The organism is Erwinia sp. JH02 (assembly GCF_013074405.1).
Classification (GTDB): Bacteria; Pseudomonadota; Gammaproteobacteria; order Enterobacterales; family Enterobacteriaceae; genus Erwinia; species Erwinia rhapontici.
This window is the reverse complement of the sequence record NZ_JABANZ010000002.1, coordinates 649948-671710: the sequence shown is the minus strand read 5'-3', so window position 1 is coordinate 671710 and position 21763 is coordinate 649948. Positions and strand designations below refer to the sequence as shown.

The 21763-nt window shown below is 55.2% G+C and carries 23 protein-coding genes; 19 read left to right on the top strand and 4 right to left on the bottom strand.

From position 1 onward, the window contains the following. The first annotated feature begins 42 nt into the window (after positions 1-42). The gene (locus tag HHI26_RS07840) at positions 43-1032 is read left to right on the top strand and encodes a hypothetical protein (protein ID WP_133843775.1); all 990 of its coding nucleotides are present in this window, start codon (positions 43-45) and stop codon (positions 1030-1032) included. Positions 1033-1051: 19 nt separating this feature from the next. Here the strand turns inward: HHI26_RS07840 and HHI26_RS07835 are convergent, their stop codons facing one another. Further along, positions 1052-1528 (bottom strand): hypothetical protein, encoded by a 477-nt coding sequence (locus HHI26_RS07835; protein WP_339507449.1) that lies wholly within the window; start codon positions 1526-1528, stop codon positions 1052-1054. Continuing rightward, positions 1482-2498, bottom strand: a complete 1017-nt coding sequence (locus tag HHI26_RS07830; RefSeq protein ID WP_227535673.1) for a transcriptional regulator — start codon at positions 2496-2498, stop codon at positions 1482-1484. The genes HHI26_RS07835 and HHI26_RS07830 overlap by 47 nt, the downstream gene beginning before the upstream one ends. Positions 2499-2806: 308 nt before the next feature. On the opposite strand from HHI26_RS07830, the gene HHI26_RS07825 reads away from it, so the two are divergent. From HHI26_RS07825 to HHI26_RS07805, 5 genes are all read left to right on the top strand, one after another. Next, on the top strand, positions 2807-3421 hold the full coding sequence (locus HHI26_RS07825) for a cupin domain-containing protein (protein ID WP_227535674.1): 615 nt from the start codon (positions 2807-2809) through the stop codon (positions 3419-3421). A 190-nt stretch (positions 3422-3611) separates the two neighbouring features. After that, positions 3612-5048 (top strand): circularly permuted type 2 ATP-grasp protein, encoded by a 1437-nt coding sequence (locus HHI26_RS07820; protein WP_133843773.1) that lies wholly within the window; start codon positions 3612-3614, stop codon positions 5046-5048. Continuing rightward, entirely contained in the window at positions 5042-5971 is a 930-nt protein-coding gene (locus tag HHI26_RS07815) for an alpha-E domain-containing protein (protein ID WP_133843771.1), read from the top strand. Before HHI26_RS07820 ends, HHI26_RS07815 begins: the two co-directional genes overlap by 7 nt. Continuing rightward, entirely contained in the window at positions 5971-6771 is an 801-nt protein-coding gene (locus HHI26_RS07810; RefSeq protein WP_133843769.1) for a transglutaminase family protein, read from the top strand. Before HHI26_RS07815 ends, HHI26_RS07810 begins: the two co-directional genes overlap by 1 nt. Positions 6772-6789: 18 nt before the next feature. After that, on the top strand, positions 6790-7500 hold the full coding sequence (locus HHI26_RS07805) for a proteasome-type protease (protein ID WP_133843767.1): 711 nt from the start codon (positions 6790-6792) through the stop codon (positions 7498-7500). 108 nt (positions 7501-7608) lie between these two features. On the opposite strand, the gene HHI26_RS07800 is transcribed toward HHI26_RS07805, so the two are convergent. After that, a complete protein-coding gene (locus tag HHI26_RS07800; protein WP_133843765.1) occupies positions 7609-8805 on the bottom strand; it encodes a serine hydrolase domain-containing protein in 1197 nt (398 codons plus the stop codon). Positions 8806-9154: 349 nt separating this feature from the next. Here HHI26_RS07800 and HHI26_RS07795 point away from each other — a divergent pair, with 349 nt between their 5' ends. The 13 genes from HHI26_RS07795 to mdcH all read left to right on the top strand — a co-directional run bounded on the left by HHI26_RS07795 (position 9155) and on the right by mdcH (position 20820). Continuing rightward, complete coding sequence (locus HHI26_RS07795; protein ID WP_133843763.1) at positions 9155-10885, top strand: GNAT family N-acyltransferase; 1731 nt, start codon at positions 9155-9157, stop codon at positions 10883-10885. 295 nt (positions 10886-11180) lie between these two features. Then, entirely contained in the window at positions 11181-11663 is a 483-nt protein-coding gene (locus tag HHI26_RS07790) for a type VI secretion system tube protein Hcp (RefSeq protein WP_133843761.1), read from the top strand. Positions 11664-11686: 23 nt separating this feature from the next. Further along, positions 11687-12310 carry an N-acetylmuramoyl-L-alanine amidase gene (locus HHI26_RS07785; protein ID WP_133843759.1) on the top strand — a complete coding sequence of 208 codons (624 nt, stop codon included), beginning with the start codon at positions 11687-11689 and terminating at the stop codon, positions 12308-12310. A 2-nt stretch (positions 12311-12312) separates the two neighbouring features. Further along, positions 12313-12738: a hypothetical protein gene (locus HHI26_RS07780; RefSeq protein ID WP_133843757.1), complete on the top strand. Its 426-nt coding sequence runs from the start codon at positions 12313-12315 to the stop codon at positions 12736-12738. Continuing rightward, on the top strand, positions 12732-13229 hold the full coding sequence (locus HHI26_RS07775) for a hypothetical protein (protein ID WP_133843755.1): 498 nt from the start codon (positions 12732-12734) through the stop codon (positions 13227-13229). The genes HHI26_RS07780 and HHI26_RS07775 overlap by 7 nt, the downstream gene beginning before the upstream one ends. A 396-nt stretch (positions 13230-13625) precedes the next feature. After that, a complete protein-coding gene (gene mdcA / locus HHI26_RS07770) occupies positions 13626-15281 on the top strand; it encodes a malonate decarboxylase subunit alpha (RefSeq protein ID WP_171148944.1) in 1656 nt (551 codons plus the stop codon). Further along, positions 15281-16171 carry a triphosphoribosyl-dephospho-CoA synthase gene (locus HHI26_RS07765; protein WP_171148873.1) on the top strand — a complete coding sequence of 297 codons (891 nt, stop codon included), beginning with the start codon at positions 15281-15283 and terminating at the stop codon, positions 16169-16171. The genes mdcA and HHI26_RS07765 overlap by 1 nt, the downstream gene beginning before the upstream one ends. 132 nt (positions 16172-16303) lie before the next feature. Further along, entirely contained in the window at positions 16304-16603 is a 300-nt protein-coding gene (mdcC, locus tag HHI26_RS07760) for a malonate decarboxylase acyl carrier protein (protein ID WP_171148872.1), read from the top strand. Further along, a complete protein-coding gene (locus HHI26_RS07755; RefSeq protein WP_133843747.1) occupies positions 16596-17432 on the top strand; it encodes a biotin-independent malonate decarboxylase subunit beta in 837 nt (278 codons plus the stop codon). The genes mdcC and HHI26_RS07755 overlap by 8 nt, the downstream gene beginning before the upstream one ends. Then, the gene (gene mdcE / locus HHI26_RS07750) at positions 17429-18229 is read left to right on the top strand and encodes a biotin-independent malonate decarboxylase subunit gamma (RefSeq protein WP_171148871.1); all 801 of its coding nucleotides are present in this window, start codon (positions 17429-17431) and stop codon (positions 18227-18229) included. Before HHI26_RS07755 ends, mdcE begins: the two co-directional genes overlap by 4 nt. 116 nt (positions 18230-18345) lie before the next feature. Further along, complete coding sequence (locus tag HHI26_RS07745; protein ID WP_133843743.1) at positions 18346-19305, top strand: AEC family transporter; 960 nt, start codon at positions 18346-18348, stop codon at positions 19303-19305. 1 nt (position 19306) lies between these two features. After that, positions 19307-19918, top strand: a complete 612-nt coding sequence (locus HHI26_RS07740; protein WP_133843741.1) for a malonate decarboxylase holo-ACP synthase — start codon at positions 19307-19309, stop codon at positions 19916-19918. Then, positions 19915-20820 carry a malonate decarboxylase subunit epsilon gene (gene mdcH / locus HHI26_RS07735; RefSeq protein ID WP_133843739.1) on the top strand — a complete coding sequence of 302 codons (906 nt, stop codon included), beginning with the start codon at positions 19915-19917 and terminating at the stop codon, positions 20818-20820. Before HHI26_RS07740 ends, mdcH begins: the two co-directional genes overlap by 4 nt. Before the next feature lie 3 nt (positions 20821-20823). Here the strand turns inward: mdcH and HHI26_RS07730 are convergent, their stop codons facing one another. After that, positions 20824-21747: a LysR family transcriptional regulator gene (locus HHI26_RS07730; protein WP_171148870.1), complete on the bottom strand. Its 924-nt coding sequence runs from the start codon at positions 21745-21747 to the stop codon at positions 20824-20826. Positions 21748-21763 lie beyond the last annotated feature (16 nt).

Sequence of the window (21763 nt, the reverse complement as noted above, 5' to 3'; positions counted from 1 at the left end):
AGGCCATTCCCGATGGCCTGCTGATAAGGGAATAAAAAACAGATGGATTTAATCAAAGCCCCTGCTGTCATTGGCTTTACTCTCCTGCTCCTTACCTCCACGGCGAAGGCCATCGACTGTGGGCGCGCCTCCAGCGTGGTAGAAAATACCGTCTGTGATAAGCCGGAATTGATGTGGCTGGATAGGGTGTTTGTTAATGCATTCAGTGAACTGCAAATGCGCGAGCCACAGCATGTGAATCAGATAGCGAAGGAGATGGCCCGGGAGCGTAATACCTGCGTTAGCGACAGCTGCCTGCGCAGTGCCTATCTCGGTGGCCTGAGCCAGCTGTATGATGCGGATCGCCAGGTGGACTGGCAGGGCGTCTGGTGGAATGTCAGTGCACCTCACGGCAATGGTGGAAAAATTCGTATCAGCCAGCTGGCAGGCGATGAGTTCAATATGGATGCATCAGTCTGGGGAGGGGTGTACCGGTCGAGTTTCAGCGGTAAAGTGACGCTGTCCGACGGGGTAGGGTTTACCGATAAAATTGTCTGGGGTGGCGGGTGTTCAATTGTTCTGATCCCGCGCCCGGATAACCGCCTTGAAGTCAGCAGCGATTCGCATGGACGCTGCGATATGCTGTTACCCGGCAAGACGTCAATTGACGGGGTGTACGTTAAAGCGGATAACGATCCGCGTCTGCCGGCCACGCTGTTAACCCTCGGTATTTTACCGAATAAAGCCCTGGACGATCGCTTTCGTCAGCTGACAGGCAGTGACTATGCGCAATATGTTGCGACGGCAACCAGTTTTGTCTACAGCCAGGACCTTGACCAGTTTGGTGCGACGGTACTCACCCTGTGGGTAAAAGGCATGGCGAACCGGCAGTCAGCCATCATCATGTACACGCCGGAAGGGAAAATCTGGGCGCTACGGGTCAGCCCTGACACCGATAACGGCGTGGAAGTGGATTATGTGACCACCGAGAAGGATAAAGAGACCATGCCCAAAACGCTTCAGGCATGGCGCACCCTGTTTACCGACCGCTAAGGAAACCGGCCCATTGGTACTATCGGTAACGTACCATTTGGCCAGAAGGGGTGATCATCAGGCGTTCTTTACCCAGCCGCAAGGTGTCAAAATGCACGCTGTTGTTTTCCGCATAGCCAAAAATATTTTTAATCATCCGCGTCTGACCATCATCTGCATAATAAATTTTATGGAAAGTAAACATCACACCTTTGGCATTTTGAGTTTTTTCTTCCAGGCTGATTTTGGCCATAAAACGATTATCGTTTGGGCTGGTCAGGGTCATCATCACGGTGTTCCCTTTGCCGTCGAAGCGGGTATCATAAATTTCACGCTGGCGCGCCAGCAGGTCGTAATACCCCAGCTGTAAATTTACTTTAACGAAATCCTCCGTGAACAGGCCCTTATCCCCTGGCAAATTTTTGATCACTGCCACCCCAAGGGGGACCAGCAAAGTCACGATCAGTAAGCTAATTGACGCAGTTGGCCATTTCATTAATTTTTCGTTCGCCTTCACGGTAGATTAGAGCGCTCAGTTGAGCACCATCCGTACGCCAGTTGATAATGTTCATCGCCAGCTGTTTACGATCGCACTGATTCGATAACGTCATGGTGTAGTTCAGCGTCGTGCCGGAGGTGTAATAGAAAATTTCCATATTCACTTTCTGATTTTTCAAATTTTGATTCAGCGTAAATAGCACCGGTCCCAAAAGCTTATTTAAATCATAGGACGCGGACGTGTTGTCCCATCCCCGGCGCAATTCCATTAGCTGAATATGGCTGTACGGGACGGAGTTTTTTTTCACCAACTCGCTACTGTTTACCGGAAAAAGCGCTCGCCCGGCCCACGCCAGCACGCACAGTAACAGTAACGCCTGAAAGAAAATAAGCCAAAGCCAGAATACGCGACGTAAGCGTGGTTTCGGCTCCGCGTTAATCGTTGTTTCCGTTTCGGCCAGCCCGGGTAATATCGCAGGTTCTACCTGGTGCATATCCTGCGGGGGTATCCTCTCCTCTTGTACCGATGTCTGCTGCGAGGCATCGGTCAGGCTATCCGCTTCTTCTTTGTCATAGCAAATACGTTGGCAAAATTCTGCCTCAAGGATATAGCCCTTTTTAGGGATCGTTTTAATAATACGCTGCTGCTTGCCGTCATCCTCCAGCGCCACGCGCAGCGCATGAATCGCATTCGGTAAACTGTTAATACCAATAACCCGCCGTTCCCAAACCAGCGTAGTGAGCTCATCACGACTTAATGTTTTTCCAGCATTTTCAGCCAGTACTAGCAACAGTTTGAATTGATATTCGCCCAGGCGCCGTTCTTCACCACTGAGTTGATGGAGTAACGTACCGGACGAAAAATCGACGTACCAGTGGTGAATAATATAATCCGCTGTCATAGCTTGCCATTGTTCAGAAAAATCAGTGAATATGCTGGTGAATACTTCTGGCGATAATCGGTAATTATAATCTAATTTCCATAACAATTGCTGTAGTCGTAACGCATTAAAAAATTCAATGAAAAGGCGTCCTGTTATTTAAATTGAGGCCACCCGGTAATGGGAAATAAATGTTACATACAGTAATAGTAACAATGTGTTATCGAGTGATCGTAAAGTCAAATCTCAGGGTGAAGGGGATGAGAGGTGGGTAACAACCAATGAATTTGGCTTAAGTTCAGTTAAATTAATAAGTTATGTGATCTGCGGCGTGGGGAAAAGATTGCAAGCTGGCAGAATAGTGCCACAATTAATTTAACAATCACTCAACAAGGCAATTTGACCAGGAGCCTGATATGGTGACCCATTCTCGCAGTGTAATGTTAATGATGTCGTTTGCTGCCGGGACCTTTGCTGCAGGTGCCTCCTCAAACCCGCGCCATCTGATGCTGGCGCAGCCCTCACAGGGCATCCCCAACAACCCGCTGCCGCTGATCATCTATCCACAGGTGGTGCCGGACGAGCCGGAAGAAGGGGCAGAAGAGATATCGCCAGACGATTTGGCGCTGTGGTTCCGCGCTGAGTTTGCCCGCCACGGTTGGCCGGTCAGCTGGCACGCGCCGATTTATCCCTACACCCATTATCACCCGAATACCCATGAATTGCTGGGGATCACCTGCGGCTGGGCCGAGATCCTGTTTGGTGGCGAAAGTGGGCGCATGGTCACCGTTTATGCGGGTGACGTAATACTGATACCGGCGGGTGTCGGACATCAGCAAATTGCCGCCAGTGATGATTTCATGGCCGTTGGTGCTTACCCACCGGGCGTGACGCCCAAAACCCTGCGCGACGAGCAGGCATTGATGGAACAGTCTATGCTTGAAATAAAACGCGTCGCGATGCCCGAAACCGACCCCGTTACCGGTGGGGAAGGCGCACTGACTGAGGTCTGGCACCCGCTGACTCGTTAAGAATCTCTCTCATCGTTTGACCGGAATGCACCATATTGGTGCATTCTCATTCTACGCTTCGCTTTCCCTGACCCGATTTGTCACCAGGCTGTTGTTCGTTCCTCGTTCTGTGCGGGGCAGGCCGCTCATTCCGACTCTGGCACACTTTGTGCAACTCTTATTCAGGTTCACAGACAGCGGTAGGGAAATCATGAATCAAAGCTATGAAATAGCGTCACACTTTTATGATGAGATGTTGCTGAACGATGGACGCTATCGCGGGCACTATCGGGAATACTGGCAGTGGCTACAGCAGGCTGACCAGCAGGCGATTGCGCGCAAACGTGAAGAGGCGGAACTGTTGTTTCACCGCCTGGGGATTACTTTTAATGTGTATGGTGATGACGGCGGTGCCGAGCGTCTGATCCCGTTCGACAGCGTACCGCGGATTATTCCTGCCAGCGAGTGGGCAATGCTGGATAAAGGCATCCGCCAGCGCGTTCAGGCGCTGAATGCTTTTCTGCATGACATCTACCATGACCAGCGCATCCTTAAAGCCGGGATCATTCCCGCTGAACAGGTACTGGTTAACGATCAATATCAACCCTGCATGCAGGGCCTGAATCTGCACCGTAACCTCTACGCGCACATTATTGGCGTGGATATGGTGCGCAACAGCGATGGCGAATACTACGTGCTGGAGGACAATCTGCGTACCCCGTCCGGCGTCTCCTACATGCTGGAAAACCGCAGAATGATGATGCGCCTTTACCCGGAGCTGTTTGCCGATCAGCGCATTGCCCCTGTCGAACGTTATCCGTCTCTGCTGCTACAAACCCTGCGCGAAAGCTCGCCGATCAACGATCCGGTGGTAGTGGTACTGACACCGGGCCGCTTTAACAGTGCCTACTTTGAACACAGCTTCCTTGCCCAGCAAATGGGCGTGGAGCTGGTGGAAAGTGCTGACCTGTTTGTCAAAGATGGCGCGGTGCTGATGCGCACCACGGCCGGGCCGTGCAAGATCGATGTGATCTACCGCCGTGTGGACGATGCCTTCCTTGATCCTCTGGCGTTCCGGCCGGATTCGATGCTCGGTGTGCCGGGCCTGCTGTCGGTGTATCGTGCGGGCAACGTGGTGCTGGCTAACGCCATCGGCACCGGCGTGGCCGATGATAAGTCGATCTACCCGTATGTACCGGAAATGATTCGCTTCTATCTGGGGGAAGAGCCGCTCCTCAACAACGTACCGACCTGGCAGTGTCGCCGCCCTGATGAGCTCTCCTGGGTACTGGCTAACCTCGAAAAGCTGGTCGTGAAGGAGGTTCACGGTGCGGGGGGATACGGCATGTTGATTGGCCCGGTGGCCAGTAAACAGCAGTTGGCCGATTTCCGCGCGCTGTTACTCGCCAAACCACAGAACTACATTGCACAGAACACGCTGGCACTCTCCACCTGTCCGACTTTTGTCGATCAGGGGCTGGCCCCGCGTCATATCGACCTGCGTCCCTTTGCCCTGAGTGGGGCGGATATCCGGCTGGTGCCCGGTGGCCTGACGCGCGTAGCGCTGACCGAAGGTTCGCTGGTGGTGAACTCATCGCAGGGCGGTGGGACGAAAGATACCTGGGTTCTGGAGGATGACGCATGCTGAGTCGCACGGCCAGTGGCCTGTACTGGATGGCGCGCTATTTAGAGCGCGCAGAAAATATTGCACGCGTGCTCGACGTCACAAACCGTCTTTCTCTGATGCCGGTGCGCGGCAGCCACAATAATGAGCTGCGCGTGCCGCTCAATCTGACCAACACGGATGAACTTTACTGGTCGGTCAGCGATCGGCTGAGTATGTCACAGCTGTTCAGCTTTTTTGCCTTTGATGAGCGTAACCCCGGCAGCATTTTCAATTGCTGGCAGGCAGCCTGGAACAACGCCCATGCGGTTCGCGGCAGCCTCTCTTCTGAAGTCTGGGAGAGTATTAACTCCAGCTGGATTGAACTGAGAAAAATGCGGCGTCACGGCGTCAGCAGCGACGGTGCGGATGCCTTCTTCGACTGGGTTAAAGAGCGCTCACATCTGTTTCGTGGTGCGATGTTCGGCACCCTGATGCGTGGCGATGCCATGAGCTTTATTCGTCTGGGAACGTTGCTGGAACGTGCCGACTGCACGGCACGCCTGCTCGATGTTTATCAGTATCTGACCGATGACGATGATGACACCGTGCGCGAATACTACCGGCTGGATACACTGCTACGTTCAGTGTCCGCGCGCGAAGCCTATCACACCATCTACAAGCAGCAACTGGCGGCGGACGGCGTCAACGAGATGTTGATCCTGCGTGAAGAGAGCCCGCGATCGTTACGATCCTGTCTTGATGAAATCGCAAGGCAACTCGATCAAATCGGCAGCAGCGGTGAAGACAGGCCGCGTTACTTATTGACGATACTGCATGCGCAGCTGCGTTTCAGCAGTTGGGAATCCCTGATGGATGACGGGCTGCATGCCTGGTTGCAACGTTTTCTGGGTGAACTGGCATTGATTGCTGACAGCATCCATCACACTTATCTGGAGGCGAAATAATGAAGCTGACCATCGCGCATAAAACCTGTTTCAGCTATCAAAGCCTGGTGCGTCAAAGCACGCAGTACCTGCGTCTGACGCCACAGGACTCGGTGCATCAGCATATTATTTCGTGGGATCTGCTGCTGCCGGAAGAGGCGATCTGCACCACCGACACCTGGGGTAATGTGCTGCATGTGCTGACGCTCGACCGTCCGCATCAGGAAATCGAGATTGAAGCTCGTGGCGTGGTGGAGATCCTCGACGACGAAGATAGCGCCCCGGACCCGGACTGCATGCTCTCGCCGCTGGTGTTTTTACGCATCACTCCGCTGACGCAGCCTGACGCGGCGATCAACGATTTTGCCCGCCGCTATTACCGTGAAGAGGCTCCGCTGGACAGTCTGGAGCGCCTGATGGGCGAGTTGCTGTTGAAAATGCCTTACCAGCCCGGCAGTACGCTGGTGACGGATACCGCCGCGAAAGTGTTTGCCGCCGGCAGCGGGGTTTGTCAGGATCACAGCCACGTCTTTCTCGCCTGTTGTCGCAGCCTGCATATTCCCGCCCGTTATGTGAGCGGCTATCTGTATACTGACAACGTGGAACATGTAGCCACGCATGCCTGGGTGGAAGCCTGGGTGGGCGGCAGTTGGCACAGTTTCGATATTACCAATAATACCCGCAGCACCCGCCAGCATCTGAAACTGGCGGTGGGGGTGGATTATCTGGATGCCTGCCCGGTGCGTGGAATGCGCCTTGGCGGTGGCAGTGAAGATATGCAGGCAGTGGCTGCGGTACAACTGGTGTTTTCGCAGCAGTAATCTTTTATCGGACTCACTATGACCTATTGTGTAGCTATGCGTTTATCGTCAGGGATGATTTTCGTTTCCGATTCCCGAACCAATGCGGGCGTGGATCATATTTCCTCGTTCCGTAAGCTTCATGTTTTTCAGCAAGATGGCGAACGGACCCTGGTGCTGCAAAGCGCCGGTAATCTGGCCACCACCCAGAGTGCGCTGAGCCTGCTGCGGCGTGGCTGCGAAGATGGCAAAAATCCTAGCCTGATGAACGCCACGAACATGTACGATGTGGCGCTGCTGGTAGGGGAAACGTTACGTTCGGTGATCAAGCGCGACGGCGAGGAGTTTGGCGGCACGTTGATGCTGGGCGGGCAGATCAAAGGCGAAGAGCCACGGCTGTTCCAGATCTACCCGCAGGGCAACTTTATCGAAGCCAGTACCGATACGCCGTATTTCCAGATTGGGGAAAGCAAATACGGTAAGCCGATTATTGACCGCGTGCTGCGTTTTGATACACCGCTGGATCAGGCGATGCAGTGCGCACTGATTTCGATGGACTCCACGCTGGCGAGTAATATTTCGGTGGGGTTACCGCTGGATGTGATGGTCTATCCAACGGACAGTTACAGCAGTATGCAGCAGTATCATATTACTGAAAAACATCCCTATTTCTCGCAGATCCGCCAGTTATGGAGCAGTGGTTTATTGAGTGTGTTCTCGCAGTTGCCACCGCTGGAGCTCGACGAATAACCCCGGGCGAGGCATGCCTCGCCCCTACGCAGCGCCACCCGCGCAGGACGGAAAAAACGGTCGGCCTGTACGCCGGTCATCGTAGGGGGTGGGCATGCCCGCCCCGCATTACCGGCATCCACCCGGCGTATCCTGGTTTTCTGCCATGCGCAACAGCATGCGGTGGCCGATGGTGTTGTCCCAGTTAAAGCTGTTTTGCAGCACCACAATCGCCGTTTTATGCTTCAGATCCATTCCGATATAACTGGCATAGCCGCCAATAAAACCGGACTGGTAGAGAATGCTCTGCCCATTGAGATTGTTGCTCAGCCACGCCAGTGCGGAGGAGTCGTTTTGCGCCTCTTTAAAGCGGATGGTGGTGGCATCAATAAAGGCTTTATCCAGGGTCGGATCGCCGCTGCCGTACAGATGGGCACTCAGATAGGTCAGCAAATCGTTGCCGCTTGACCACAACGATGCGGCACCCACCATATAACCGTTAAAATTCCAGTCCGGCACCGCCTCTCCGCGCTTCACAAACTTCGGCTGATCCCCGGCATGGCCGCGTGCACGCAGCAAATAGCCCGGCAATCGCTGCGGCTGAAAACCGGTATGACGCAGGCCGAGTGGCGCAATAATCCGCTGCCCGGCGATCTGCTGTGGCGTCTGGCCCGATCGCTGTGTGATGGCGTAATCAAGAATGGCGTACCCCAGATTGGAATACATCACCTGCTGATGACGCGGGCGGCTGAAATCCTGCAAATAGTTCAGGAACTCGCCGTCATCAAGATCATCGTAGAAAGGCTCACCGTAAAACAGATACGCCGTCAGCTTGCGAAGCATATGCAGACTGGGCATCTGGCGTGGTAGCCCGGCAGTATGCGTTGCAAGCTGTTGCAGCGGGATAGCGCGTGCATCTTCACTCAGGGGAACATCTTTGCCGATGAGCTGGCCGAGCGTCTCATCCCAGCGCAGCTTCCCGTCAGCGACCAGCAGCGCCGCACTTTCGGCGGTGAACCCTTTGGTGACAGAGCCGACGGCAAACAGTGTATCGCCGTTGATGGGAATACGTTTATCGGTATCGGTATAGCCGTAGCTGAATATATGGCGCTGACGGTCTGCACCCAGCACGGCCACCACCATGCCTGGTGTGCGCTGCTGGTCAATCTGCGGCTGCGCCAGTTGATCAATCTGCGCATTGAGCGGCAGGCGACAGCTGGCCTGCAAGCTGGCTGCCGCTGACGTATCAATACTGTTGCTGGACAGCGAACCACACCCGGCTAACAGCAGACAGAGCAGAGGAAGCAGCGTTTTCAGGTTCATCATGAGGAGTCAGTCATGCTGATAATTTTTACTGCCACACGTGGATTATGCTGCCAGGAGGGAAAGGGACGCCATAAGGTGCGAAAAATTTCCGAAAGCACGCGTTGTAACGATGCGGTAAATAAAAAAATATCAATAAATTGAATGGGTTATAGTTGGGCGCATTTTAACCTGAACGCCTGAAGAACAGCAAGAAAAGCCGTTAATTCCCGCAATATTCAGTGCAATCTGAATCCTTCTTCTCTTCAGGGCGGCGACACAAATTCATCGGGTATTTCACCTGTCATTTACCTGACATGAAAATGTCATCCGGGCTGGTTAGTGTGCCGATAAAACACCTGGAGGCTAACCCGTGTTTACAGTTGAAAGCGTATTAGACGATCTCAGTCCCGGACATGACACCCCCTCCTGGCAGAAAAGCGTGCTGCGCCGCCTGCTCCATGAAAAAGAGTTCCAGCAGTTCAACCAGCGCAACCGCCACCTGAAAGGGCTGGATATGGTGGAGCAGGTGCTGGAGTACCTGGATGTCAGCTGTGAACTCAGCGAACGCGACCTGGAGCAGATCCCCAGCACAGGACCGGTGGTGATTGTTGCCAACCATCCGCTGGGAACGCTGGATGGTTTGGCGCTGCTGCATGCCGTCTCTCAGGTGCGGCGCGATGTGAAAATTGTCACCAACCGTCTGCTGAACTGCCTGTCTTCGCTGAGCAGCCTGATGGTGCTGGTGGACAACATGGGCAACCGCACCAGCCGCCAGCAGGTGGGGCAGATGCAGGAGCAGCTGGAAAACCAGGGCGTGCTGATCTTCTTCCCGGCGGGGGAAGTCTCCCGCTTTGGCAGCAAGGGTGTGAAAGATGGCAAATGGAGCCACGGTTTCCTGCGCCTGGCCGCCCGTTTCCGCGCGCCGGTGGTGCCGATCCACGTCAGCGGCCGCAACAGCGCGCTGTTCTATCTCACCTCAAAAATCTATCAGCCGTTGTCGATGCTGTTACTGGTGCGTGAAATGTTCGGCAATCGTGGCGTGCGGCTGAAATTGAAAATCGGTAAGCGCATCCCTTACGCCAGCTGGCATGATGGACACACCCCGGCGAAAGAGCTGGCGGCGCGTTTTCGCCGTCATCTCTACCGTATCGGGCTGGGTAAATCCGAGTTGTTCCAGACGGAAGCTGCCATTGCGCGCGCAGAAGATCGCGCGGTGCTGAAGCGGGCACTGGCCGGATGCGAAGTGCTGGGGCAACTGCCCGACGGTAAGATGATTTACCTCTATCGCCGTCAGGGCGAAGACTATGTCCCGATCCTGCGTGAGCTGGGAAGGCTGCGTGAAATCGCCTTCCGCGCGGTGGGTGAGGGCAGCGGGACGCGACGCGATCTTGATGATTACGACGACGACTATTATCACCTGATTTTATGGGATGAAGAGGCGCTGGATATCGTTGGCGCTTACCGCTTTATTCCCACCGCTGAACAGTTCGAACGAAAAGGCTTTGAAGGGATCTACAGCCACAGCCTGTTCCATTACGACCACCAGATGAGCCCGGTGCTGATGCAGGGCATTGAACTGGGGCGCAGTTTTATTCAGCCTGCCTATTGGGGCAAACGTGGCCTCGATTATCTGTGGATGGGCATTGGCGCGTATCTGGCGAAATATCCGCAGTACCGCTATCTGTTTGGCCCGGTTTCCATCTCGGGAGGTCTGCCGCTGGCGGCGCGCGATCTGCTGGTGGCATTCTATCGTCTGTACTTTGCCCCGGACCTGCCGCTGGCCACCTCACGCCGTCCGTATCCGGCCTCGCTGCCTGATGTGCTGGCCCAGTTCAGCGGTGATAACTACAGTGACGATCTCAAACGTCTGAAGCGGCTATTAAGCAACCTGGGTACGGGGATCCCACCGCTGTACAAGCAGTATTCCGAGCTGTGCGAAACCGGCGGGGTACAGTTTATCGACTTCGGCAGTGACCCGGACTTCAACCACTGTATAGACGGGCTGGTGCTGGTGGATCTGACGAAGTTGAAAGAGAGTCGCTTCCAGCGTTATATTGCGGTGCATCATACGCCACCGATGGCAGAACCTCTGGCCGACTGATCGCTGCGGGCCTCGGCACGCGCCATCCCTGGCGCGTGCCGCCCGGCTTACCTCAAACTGGCCCCCTCCCCGTAATAGAGTGCTCGCTGTGTGTGTTAAAACAGCCACGATGGTGTGTTTCTTTATTCTCCCGTAATCTTTTATAAATCGTTTTTTTACTATTTGTTATTCACCGCCATTGGCTTTACCTTTCCCTGTCCTTAACAGATTAAATCTATTAATCAATCCACTAACAGGTTCCGTTTAAATAAACAGCCATTCGTTTTATGATTTTATTCATCAACAAGGAAGAGATATGGCTCAGGATATTTTTATCAGATTTACCGGTATTGAGGGCGAATCCCAGGATTTTGCACATAAAGGCGAAATTGACGTTCTGCGCTGGACGTGGGCTGCCCGCCAGCCATCCAATATGCACTCAGGAAGCGGCGGTGGCGCAGGGAAATCCACCGTCGGCGATCTTTACTTCGATCACTTTATTGATAAATCCAGCCCCAATCTTCTCCAGTATTCCCTTAGCGGTAAACCGATCCCCGAAGCGGTGCTGACCGTGCGCAAAGCGGGCGGATCGCCGCTGGAATATCAGATCATCACCCTGCAAGAGGTCATCATTACCCGGGTGGCGTTGATCTGCTATGACAACATGCCCGCACCACTCGAAAAGGTCGCCATCGCGTTCTCGCGGGTGAAGATGGATTACGTGCTGCAAAATGCAGAGGGGAAAACGGCGGGAACCGTTTCAATGGGCTATGACATCAAAGCCAATACGGTGATCTAAATCGCCTCAAGGGAGGGAAACCAATGCTATACGTTAATGAAAATGGTCATATTTATGCCGACCGTATTAAGATCAAAATATTCAATAATATCGAGCATGAAAAAATGGATGCGGTGAATGGCATTGTCGTGCATCAGACCAATGCCTCTACAGCGAGCAGCACCTTTCATAGCTATCAAAACAAAGGCGCCGCTGGCGCTCACTTTCTGATTGACAGAGATGGCACCATCTATCAAACCGCCTCATTGTTTAAAGTCACCTGGCATGTGGGAAGGCTACAATCCCGCTGCTATCTGACGAAAAAATGCGAGCCGGCAGATTTGAAAAAAGTGACTGAACTGGAAAAGTCATGGAAAAATTACGATAAGGTGCATCAGATTGAAAAAGTGAAAAATTATCCGGATCGATTCCCCAGTAATGTTGACAGTATTGGGATAGAAATTGTGGGCAAGGCGGAAAGAGTAGAAAATCCTAAAACTGGGAAAACAGAATTCGTTTATGAAGAGGTCAATGAGCAGCAGAACGATTCTCTGAATTGGTTAGTTAAAGAGCTTGTCAGTACGCTAAAAGTCTCAATGAATGAAATACATCGTCATCCGGATATTGGTAGGAAAAACTCAACTGAGGCCAGCACAGCGAAATGGTAAAAATGACAAATATCTTCACGGCTATTTTCTGCATTTTCATTGTCGTTTCAGTTCATGCGCAGGCAAGAGTTGTCAGCCACCTCGAGGTTAAAGGTATCGGGTTGTACTCTGACCAACGGAATGATAAGGATGAAGAAATAGCCTGCAAGGTCTTCAGGCCGACAAAAAAACAGATGACCCGATATTTCAATCTTTCTAAAGAATCGGAAGAAAGTGGAAATCTACTTCATGAATATTACTCACCCTGCCTGGCGATAGGTAGCGTCAAATTTAAAGACGGTACTTCAGGCCGATGGACAGTACAATCCAGCGGTTTAGGGATTGTTGTTTTTGAAAATGGGAAATCATCCGTCTTCTTCCATAAAGACAACCAATGGACCGATCCTTATGCCTGCACCTACGGTTTAGGCGACGATCCAATATGTTAAATCACCACTGCGCCAGAGATGGCGCAGTTTTTTCTGAAAAGGGAAATATATTTTCAATAATGAATGTAAATAAATCATTAATTATTATTTTTTTATCTCTGTTTTTTTGCTCGATGCAAGTTCAGGGAAGGACGGTTATCGATATCGATATCAAAGATGTTGGTCAACAGTCTCAAGGTCGTGAAGATAAAAATGAAGAAGAAGCCTGTAAAGTATTTATACCGAATAAAAAACAAATGATTCGTTTTTTTAATCTGGCAAAAGAATATAAAAAAAGTGGGAATCTACTTCATGAATATTATTCTCCCTGTGTTTCATCTGGTTCAGTGAAATTCAAAGACGGTTCATCCGGAGACTGGACGGTACAATCCAGTGGCCTGGCATTTGCTATTCTGGATAATGGAGAGTCACTCGTCTTCTTCCATAAAGACAACCAATGGACCGATCCTTATGCCTGCACCTACGGTTTACAAAACGATCCTATATGCTAATTAACCCCCTTTTCTAACACGGGCACCGTTTGTGCGGGGATGGGGCTGGGGTGAGGTAAGCCGGACGTCACGCGCCAGAACGCTGCGTGCCGAGGCCCTCATGGGTGCGTCTTTTGCCGATCCGGCGTGCCCACCCCGGCTCCAGCCCTGTCACTGCACTACGAGCACACAGGCTTCTGCCATTATCTGCCCGCCTTTGTGCATTTAGCGCGAAAGCATTGTGACCACGATCCCGATTTAAAATCATTACACATCTGATTTAATTAATATTTAAAAAACCGTTACGCCTGGCGTAATGGTTATAGCACTGGGTGTAATTGTTTGACTGCGCCCCGGCGTGCAGACTCGGTAATCAGACTGAAGCATCCCTGACAGGATGCGCTTACAGGAGGTTACATCATGCTTACCCAATCATCCCCCCGAATCTGGGATACGCGTCGCCGCGAAAAACAGCGCCGTATTGCCAGCCTCGGGCTCACCCACAAAGTTCTCCCTACCGATGATTTGATCGCCATGCTGGAAAAACTGATTGTCCCTGGCGACCGCGTCGTTATGGAGGGTAACAACCAGAAACAGGCCGATTTTCTGTCCCGATCGCTGGCGCAGGTCAACCCGAAAAAACTGCACGATCTGCATATGATCATGCCGAGCGTCGGCCGTAGCGAGCATCTTGATATCTTCGAAAAAGGGATTGCCCGCAAGCTCGATTTCTCATTTTCCGGCACCCAGAGCCTGCGTATTTCGCAGCTGCTGGAGGACGGCCTGCTGGAAATTGGCGCCATTCACACCTACATCGAACTCTATTCGCGGCTGTATGTTGACCTGATCCCTAACGTGGCGCTGGTCGCGGGTTTCAAAGCCGATCGTAAAGGCAATCTCTACACCGGTCCCAGTACGGAAGACACCCCGGCACTGGTCGAAGCGGCGGCATTCCATGATGGCATCGTCATTGCCCAGGTGAATGAACTGGTGGATGACGAGAGCGATCTGCCGCGCGTCGATATCCCCGGTTCGTGGATCGACTTTGTGGTGGTGGCGGATAAACCCTTCTTTATCGAACCGTTGTTCACCCGTGACCCACGCCTGATCAAACAGGAGCATGTGCTGATGGCGATGCTGGCGATCAAAGGCATCTACGCCGAGCACAAAGTGCAGTCGCTCAACCACGGTATTGGGTTTAACACCGCCGCCATCGAACTGCTGCTACCCACTTACGGCGAACAGCTGGGCCTGAAAGGCAAAATCTGCCGTCACTGGACCCTGAATCCGCACCCGACGTTAATCCCGGCGATTGAAAGCGGCTGGGTGGAAAGCGTGCACTGCTTCGGCGGTGAGCTGGGAATGGAAAAATACGTTGCAGCGCGCCCGGACGTGTTCTTCACCGGGGCCGATGGTTCTATGCGATCCAACCGCGCCTTCTGCCAGATGGCGGGCCAGTATGCCGCCGATATGTTTATCGGCTCCACCTTACAGGTGGACGGCGATGCGAACTCCTCCACCGTGACGCGTGGCCGCCTGTCGGGCTTTGGCGGTGCGCCCAATATGGGGCACGACCCGCATGGTCGCCGCCATGCCACCCCAGCCTGGCTGGCTATGATCAACGAACCTGACCCGATGGCACGGGGTCGCAAGCTGGTGGTGCAGATGGTGGAAACCTTCCAGGCTGGCGCAAAACCGACCTTTGTTGAAAAACTGGAAGCGGTCGAGGTGGCAAAAGCGTCCGGCATGCCGCTGGCCCCGGTCATGATCTACGGCGATGACGTTACCCACGTACTGACCGAAGAGGGGATTGCTTACCTCTATCGTGCGCAGTCGCTGGAAGAACGGCGGGCGATGGTGGCGGCGGTCGCCGGGATTACCGATATCGGTCTGGGCGTGGATGCGAAGCGGGTGCAGCAGCTGCGGCGCGAAGGGAAGGTGGCCTTCCCGGAAGATCTTGGCATTCGCCGTACCGATGCCACCCGTTCCCTGCTGGCGGCAGGCAGCGTGGCTGACCTGGTCGAATGGTCCGGCGGGTTGTATGAGCCTCCGGCCAAATTCAGGAGCTGGTAGTGAACCTGCAACGGCAGTGGGCTGCAAGTTCGGCGGAACGCCATGCACAGCGCCTGGCCGCGCTGGCAACACGTTGCCTGGTCATAGAAGCCAACCTCACGCCGAAACCAGGATTGGTGGATCGCCGGGGTAGCGGGGCGCATCACGACCTGACGTTGGCGCTGATGGAGCGTTCTGCTCACAGTCTGACGCCAATGTTCCGCGAGATGGCGCGACAGAGCTGGCAGCGTCCGGCGGATATCGCTCTGCGCCAGTTGGTGGGCCGACTGGGACGTGAAGGCGAAGCGGTGATGATGCAGGTGACTGGCGGAGTGAATACGCATCGCGGTGCTATCTGGGCTCTGGGGTTGCTGGTCTCTGCGGCTGCCATGTGCGGAGGGCGCGGTAGCCCGACGCAGATAACCCGTATGGCCGCGCGCCTGGCACAGCTGCCGGATGACGCTGCGCCGACGCTGTTCAGCAACGGCCTGCGCGCCTGTTCACGTTATCGTCTGCCCGGAGCACGGGAAGAGGCTCAGCAGGGGTTCCCCCATGTGATGAATCTGGCTCTGCCGCAGCTCTGGCAAAGTCGCCAGCAGGGGGCGAACAGCAACGCAGCACGGCTGGATGCGCTGATGGCGATCATGACCTCGCTCAGCGATACCTGTGTACTGTCGCGTGCCGGAATGCCAGGGCTGGAAGCGATGCAGCAGGGGGCGCGGGCGGTACTGGTGGCAGGCGGGGTGCAGCAACCTGCAGGGCAGCAGGCGCTTCAGCGGCTGGATGCAGCAATGCTGGCGCTGAATGCTTCACCAGGCGGTGCAGCCGACCTGCTGTCTGCCACGATTTTCCTGGACCATGTCCATTGCTCGGGCCGGGGATGCCCGACCCCTACAAAAGGATGGGCGTAGGGGCATGCCCCGCCCGCAACAAACGGTCGTCCTGGCGATGTGTGGCAACCCGCTGTTCGTAGGGGCGGGGCATGCCCCGCCCGCAACAATTGCTCATCCCCGCAGACGAGCAATCAATTTTAAGAGGATCTTATGCAACAGATAACCTTGTCTTTTCCGGCTACACGCCACCTCAGCGGTAAGGTGCTGGCGGGTGTGGTAGGGTCCGGCGATATGGAAGTGCTGTTCACAGCGAACAGCAGCCATGTCCTGAGCGTGGCAATCACCACCTCGGTCGATAACAGCAGCCCGCGCTGGCAGGCGCTGTTTGAGCGTATCAGCAGCTTTGGCTCACTACCTGCCGGGCAGATGACCATTCATGATTTTGGTGCCACCCCCGGTGTGGCCCGCATCCGCATTGAACAGGTGTTTGAGGAGGTAGCCGATGCGTAATGACAGCAGCTTTATCGAACTGAAAGCGCGTGAGCGCGCACGTCTGCTGCTGGATGACGGTAGCTTCCGCGAACTGCTCGACCCGTTCGACGGCATCATGTCGCCGTGGCTGGGTGCACAAGGCGTTGTGCCGCAGTCTGATGACGGCATGGTGGTGGCAAAAGGCACCATCGATGGTCAACCCGCCGTGGTGATTGCCATTGAAGGGGCATTCCAGGGCGGCAGCATGGGCGAAGTCTCCGGGGCGAAAATGGCGGCTGCACTGGAACTGGCCGCTGAGGATAACCGCAAGGGCATCGCCACTCGCGCAGTGCTCTGCCTGGAAACGGGTGGCGTACGGCTACAGGAAGCCAACCTCGGTCTGGCAGCGATTGCGGATATCCACGCCGCCATTGTCGACCTGCGGCGCTACACCCCGGTGGTTGGCATTATCGCGGGCACGGTGGGCTGCTTTGGCGGGATGTCGATCGCCGCCGGGCTGTGCAGCTATCTGATTGTCACCCGTGAGGCCCGGCTGGGGCTGAATGGTCCGCAGGTGATTGAACAGGAAGCGGGTATTGATGAGTACGACTCTCGCGACAGGCCATTTATCTGGAGCATGACCGGAGGAGAAGTGCGCGCCCGCAGCGGCCTGGTGGATGCGATTGTCGCTGACGGTCAGCATGTCGTTCAACAGGCCATGCGTACGGCGCTGGCGAAGGGCGTTCCGGCGTTACATCGCTCACAGCATTATCAGCACTATCTGCCGCGTCTGGCACAGTTTGATACCCGCCAGCAGGCCGATGCACAACAGATTACACAGCTATTCAGTGGGGAGGATCACAAATGAAACAGCCAACAGGACGCGGTGAAATCTGGCTACAGCAACTCAGTGCCGGAGCGGCCCGTTTACCGGGGTTATGCCCGTCTGTGCAGGTCGCTGACGGTCACGTAAACGGGGAAGCCGTGCGTTTTATTGCCGTGGTACCGGATGCCGATAACCACTATCCCCGCGCCAGACAGGGCGAAGTCGGACTGTTAGAGGGCTGGACGCTGGCGAAAGTGGTCAGTGAAACTGTGGCGCAGGATGCCCAAAAAGCCGACAAGCGGCCGATTATCGCGGTGATTGATGTTGCCAGCCAGGCCTACGGTCGGCGTGAAGAGGCTTTTGGTATTCATCAGGCGCTGGCTGCTGCCGCCGGGGCTTACGCAGAAGCGCGGCTGGCGGGTCATGTGGTGATTGGGCTGATTGTTGGCAAAGCGATGTCGGGGGCTTTCCTGGCACACGGCTACCAGGCTAACCGGCTGATCGCCTTTAACGACAGCGGCGTGCTGATTCATGCGATGGGCAAAGCGGCGGCGGCGCGTATTACGCTGCGCAGCGTCGAGGCACTGGAAAAACTGGCGCAGACCATCCCGCCGATGGCTTACGACATCAAAAATTACCACAGTCTGGGATTGCTGGAAGCGCTGCTGGATATTCGTCAGCCTGATGCACCCGATGCTGCTGATGTGGCACAGGTGCAACAGGCGCTGACGGCGGCTATTACTGCGGCACGCCATGATCCTGGGTTGCAGTGCCGGCTAAAAGCAGAGAACCGTCGCAGTTCACACACCGTCAGAGAACGGATGCGTCAACTCTGGTAAGGCCCGTTGTGAAATCGATAAGACAACCTGCGAGACTGGCGGATATCTGACAGACATCCGCCAGTCTGAACTAATAATCATCGCGCCTGTGCTTACTTCAACTAACAGGTGATGTTATGACTTACGTGATTGTTCATGCTCTTGCCCCCATCTTTATCATTATGCTCCTGGGCTTTTACGCCGGCAAAGCCGGGATGGTGGATAATAAGAATGTCTCTTTACTGAATATTTTTGTGATGGACTTTGCCCTGCCAGCGGCCTTGTTCAGTGCCACTGTGCAGACGCCGTGGGCCGGGATTATCCAGCAGTCGCCACTGATTCTGGTGCTGGTGCTGGCGATGTGGATTGTCTATGCCGCGATCTACTTTATTAGTACGCGGATGTTTAAAAAGTCACCACAGGATGCGGCGGTACTGACGCTGACCGTGGCATTGCCGAACTATGCTGCCCTGGGCTTGCCGATCCTCGGTAGCGTGCTGGGGGAAGGTGCATCCACCTCGCTGTCGGTCGCGGTGTCGATTGCCTGCGGCTCAGTGCTGATGACGCCGTTCTGTCTGCTAACGCTGGAGCGCGAAAAAGCGCGTGCAGCGGGTGATGCGGGCAGTGCGGGGATCGGCATGTTGCCGGTGCTGATGTGGCGTTCGGTGATCAAGCCGATTGTCTGGGGACCGCTGCTCGGTGTGGTGTTATCGGGGCTGGGTGTGAAGATGCCGGAGCTGGTGCTGGCGGCAATCAAACCGCTCGGACTGTCGGCCACGGCGGGCGCACTGTTCCTGACGGGGGTGATTCTGTCGGCGCGTCAGCTGAAAATCAACGGCGTGGTGGTGATATCGAGTATCACAACGATGCTTATTCAGCCGTTTATTGCCTGGGGGCTGGTGCTGGCCTTGGGTATCAGCGGACAGGTGGCGATCACGGCGATCCTGATGGTGGCGTTGTCAGCCGGTTTCTTCGGCGTCGTCTTTGGCAACCGTTTTGGCGTGCAGTCGCCGGATTCGGAAGCGACACTGTTGATCAGTTCGCTATTGTGTATCATCACGTTACCGCTGTTTATCACCCTGACATCCGGAATGTAAGATGACTATAACGCCACATGATTTGATCTGGATCCGCACTGCTGACGCGATGGAGGGCGATCTGCCCGACTGGGTTGCCAGCCAGTGGCGGCGAACTTTGCCGCTGGTCGTGCGTCGCGACCATGATCAGGATGGGCGTATTCCGGTTGGGGTGCGTGGCCTGCTCCGCGATCAGCGTGCCGCAGGTTGGGTAGCAGCAAAGCATGTGGTCCGCACGCTGTCGCCGGAGGCACTCAGTGTGGTGGAGCATCTGCTGGCTTCTCCTTTTGTTTCCCAGCCGCCAGTACAGGCGGCTATTCAACTGGCGCAGCAGCGCTGGTGGTGGACATGGGGCATTACCGGCAGCGTAGGCTATGCGCTGGCAACGGAAATCCCGGTACTGCATAACGATAGCGATCTCGACCTGCTGATCCGCTGCCCGGAACCCGTGGCGCAGCAGGAGCTGGAACGCTGGCAGCAGTTTGTCAGCCAACTGCCTTGTCGTGTGGATACACAGGTGGAAGTGCCACAAGGCGCCTTTGCCTTAAGTGAATGGCTGCGTGACGGGCGCGTGCTGTTGAAAACCAACGCAGGCCCGCGCATCACCACCCAGCCGTGGAGTGTCATACCATGAAAATACTGTTCTCTTTTCCAGGTCAGGGGCCACAGCGCCCCGGAATGCTGCAACAGCTCCCCAATGGACAGGCGTTACTTGATCAGGCCAGTGAGGTGCTGGCGGAGGATGCTCGCGAGTTAGATCAGGCCAGCGCGCTGCAACATACCCGGGCGGTACAGCTCTGTCTGCTGATTACCGGCGTGGCGCATGCGCGTGAACTCCAGCGGCAGGGCATTGTGCCGGATATCACCTGCGGCCTGTCGATTGGGGCTTTTCCGGCGGCGGTGGTGGCCGGGGCGCTGGCGTTTGATGATGCCTTACGGCTGGTTGCGCTGCGCGGTACGCTAATGGAGGAAGCTTATCCGCAAGGCTACGGCTTGACGGCGATTATCGGGCTGGAGGTATCACAGCTGACACCGCTGCTGGGCAACGACTGCTGGCTGGCTAACATCAATGCGCCTCAGCAACTGGTGATTGCCGGCAGTGACGCCGCGATGAGCGCCGTCGCCACCCGCGCACGTCACGCTGGGGCGCAGAAAGTTCATCGACTGGCAGTGAGTGTACCTTCTCACTGCGCGCTGCTGGCCGAACCGGCTATGAAACTGGCGATGGCATTTCAGGCGGTGTCACTGACGCGCCCACACTGTGCGTATCTCAGTGGCAGCACGGCACGTGTGCTGTGGCAGCCGGAGCAGATTGCTGACGACCTGGCGAAAAATATGTCGCGTACGGTGCGCTGGCATGAGGCGATGGTGGCGGCCCGCGAACGGGATGTGGGGCTGGCGATTGAGATGCCGCCGGGATCGGTACTGACCGGCCTTGCGCGCAAAGCATTCTGTGGCAGCGCAGGGGAAGCGATCGCACTGGAACAGAGCGGTGAGCTGCTGGCTAAGCGCCTGGCGGAACGTCTAACGCGGTAGTCATTATGTTGTGCTGCGTTGGCGGCTGTACATGCGCCCTTCGGCCACCAGCGCCAGCAGATTCGGGTCATGCTCGCGGTTACGCTCAAAGACAATCCCGATCTTCTGGCGCATCTGATACGGCTCGGCCAGCCTGAGCAACTGCACGGAGTTCTCATACACCCGCTTCATTCTGCCCGGCAGTAGTGTAAACCCCACCCCCGCCTGCACCAGACTCAGCATCGAGAAAATATCATTCACCCGGGTGACAATATTCGGTGCATATCCGGCAACATGAAACGCTTCCTGGAAGCCCTGCCAGGTGGCGAAACCCTCCGCCAGGGAGACAAATTTTTGCTGACGAAAATCGCGCAGATCCGCCGGGAAGCGAGTGTCCAGCCCAGAAGTGGAAGGCGCGGCAAGAAAGATATCATCATCAAATAACGGCAGACATTCGAAGCGATTGTAGTCCAGATCACCGGGGGCGATGGCGATCAGAATGGCATCCAGCGAGCCTTCTGAAAGGCGCGTGGTGAGCGTCTGGTTTGAACCCATAGTCAGTTCAAGCTCCAGATCGGGGCGGCGTAGTTTCATCCCCATAATCAACTGTGGAATCGTTTCCAGCGTCAGCGAATAGAGCGTTCCCAGACGCATATGTCCCTGTCCTATGCCCGCCGTTTTCCTCGTTTCTTCCACGCCGCGCGACATCATATCCAGCGCTTCTTGACTGTACTCCCACAGCGTATGCGCGGCAGGCAGCGGGACCAGGCTGCGGCCTTTATGAATGAACAGCGGGCAGCGTACGCTCTCTTCCAGACTGTGCAGCGCCCGATGAACACTGACGCTGCTGATACCGAGGGCATCAGCGGTACGCGACAGATTACCCCGGTTCATAAAGGCGATGAAAATTTCCAGTTTGCGAAAAGTGATGTCTGAATCAATGTTCATAGCAGCCTGTACTCAG

Coding starts and splice junctions, on each gene's coding strand:
- HHI26_RS07840 (WP_133843775.1), top strand. CDS start 43: ATGGATTTAATCAAAGCCCCTGCTGTCATTGGCTTTACTCTCCTGCTC.
- HHI26_RS07825 (WP_227535674.1), top strand. CDS start 2,807: ATGGTGACCCATTCTCGCAGTGTAATGTTAATGATGTCGTTTGCTGCC.
- HHI26_RS07820 (WP_133843773.1), top strand. CDS start 3,612: ATGAATCAAAGCTATGAAATAGCGTCACACTTTTATGATGAGATGTTG.
- HHI26_RS07815 (WP_133843771.1), top strand. CDS start 5,042: ATGCTGAGTCGCACGGCCAGTGGCCTGTACTGGATGGCGCGCTATTTA.
- HHI26_RS07810 (WP_133843769.1), top strand. CDS start 5,971: ATGAAGCTGACCATCGCGCATAAAACCTGTTTCAGCTATCAAAGCCTG.
- HHI26_RS07805 (WP_133843767.1), top strand. CDS start 6,790: ATGACCTATTGTGTAGCTATGCGTTTATCGTCAGGGATGATTTTCGTT.
- HHI26_RS07800 (WP_133843765.1), bottom strand. CDS start 8,805: ATGATGAACCTGAAAACGCTGCTTCCTCTGCTCTGTCTGCTGTTAGCC.
- HHI26_RS07790 (WP_133843761.1), top strand. CDS start 11,181: ATGGCTCAGGATATTTTTATCAGATTTACCGGTATTGAGGGCGAATCC.
- HHI26_RS07785 (WP_133843759.1), top strand. CDS start 11,687: ATGCTATACGTTAATGAAAATGGTCATATTTATGCCGACCGTATTAAG.
- HHI26_RS07780 (WP_133843757.1), top strand. CDS start 12,313: ATGACAAATATCTTCACGGCTATTTTCTGCATTTTCATTGTCGTTTCA.
- HHI26_RS07775 (WP_133843755.1), top strand. CDS start 12,732: ATGTTAAATCACCACTGCGCCAGAGATGGCGCAGTTTTTTCTGAAAAG.
- mdcC (WP_171148872.1), top strand. CDS start 16,304: ATGCAACAGATAACCTTGTCTTTTCCGGCTACACGCCACCTCAGCGGT.
- HHI26_RS07755 (WP_133843747.1), top strand. CDS start 16,596: ATGCGTAATGACAGCAGCTTTATCGAACTGAAAGCGCGTGAGCGCGCA.
- mdcE (WP_171148871.1), top strand. CDS start 17,429: ATGAAACAGCCAACAGGACGCGGTGAAATCTGGCTACAGCAACTCAGT.
- HHI26_RS07745 (WP_133843743.1), top strand. CDS start 18,346: ATGACTTACGTGATTGTTCATGCTCTTGCCCCCATCTTTATCATTATG.
- HHI26_RS07740 (WP_133843741.1), top strand. CDS start 19,307: ATGACTATAACGCCACATGATTTGATCTGGATCCGCACTGCTGACGCG.
- mdcH (WP_133843739.1), top strand. CDS start 19,915: ATGAAAATACTGTTCTCTTTTCCAGGTCAGGGGCCACAGCGCCCCGGA.
- HHI26_RS07730 (WP_171148870.1), bottom strand. CDS start 21,747: ATGAACATTGATTCAGACATCACTTTTCGCAAACTGGAAATTTTCATC.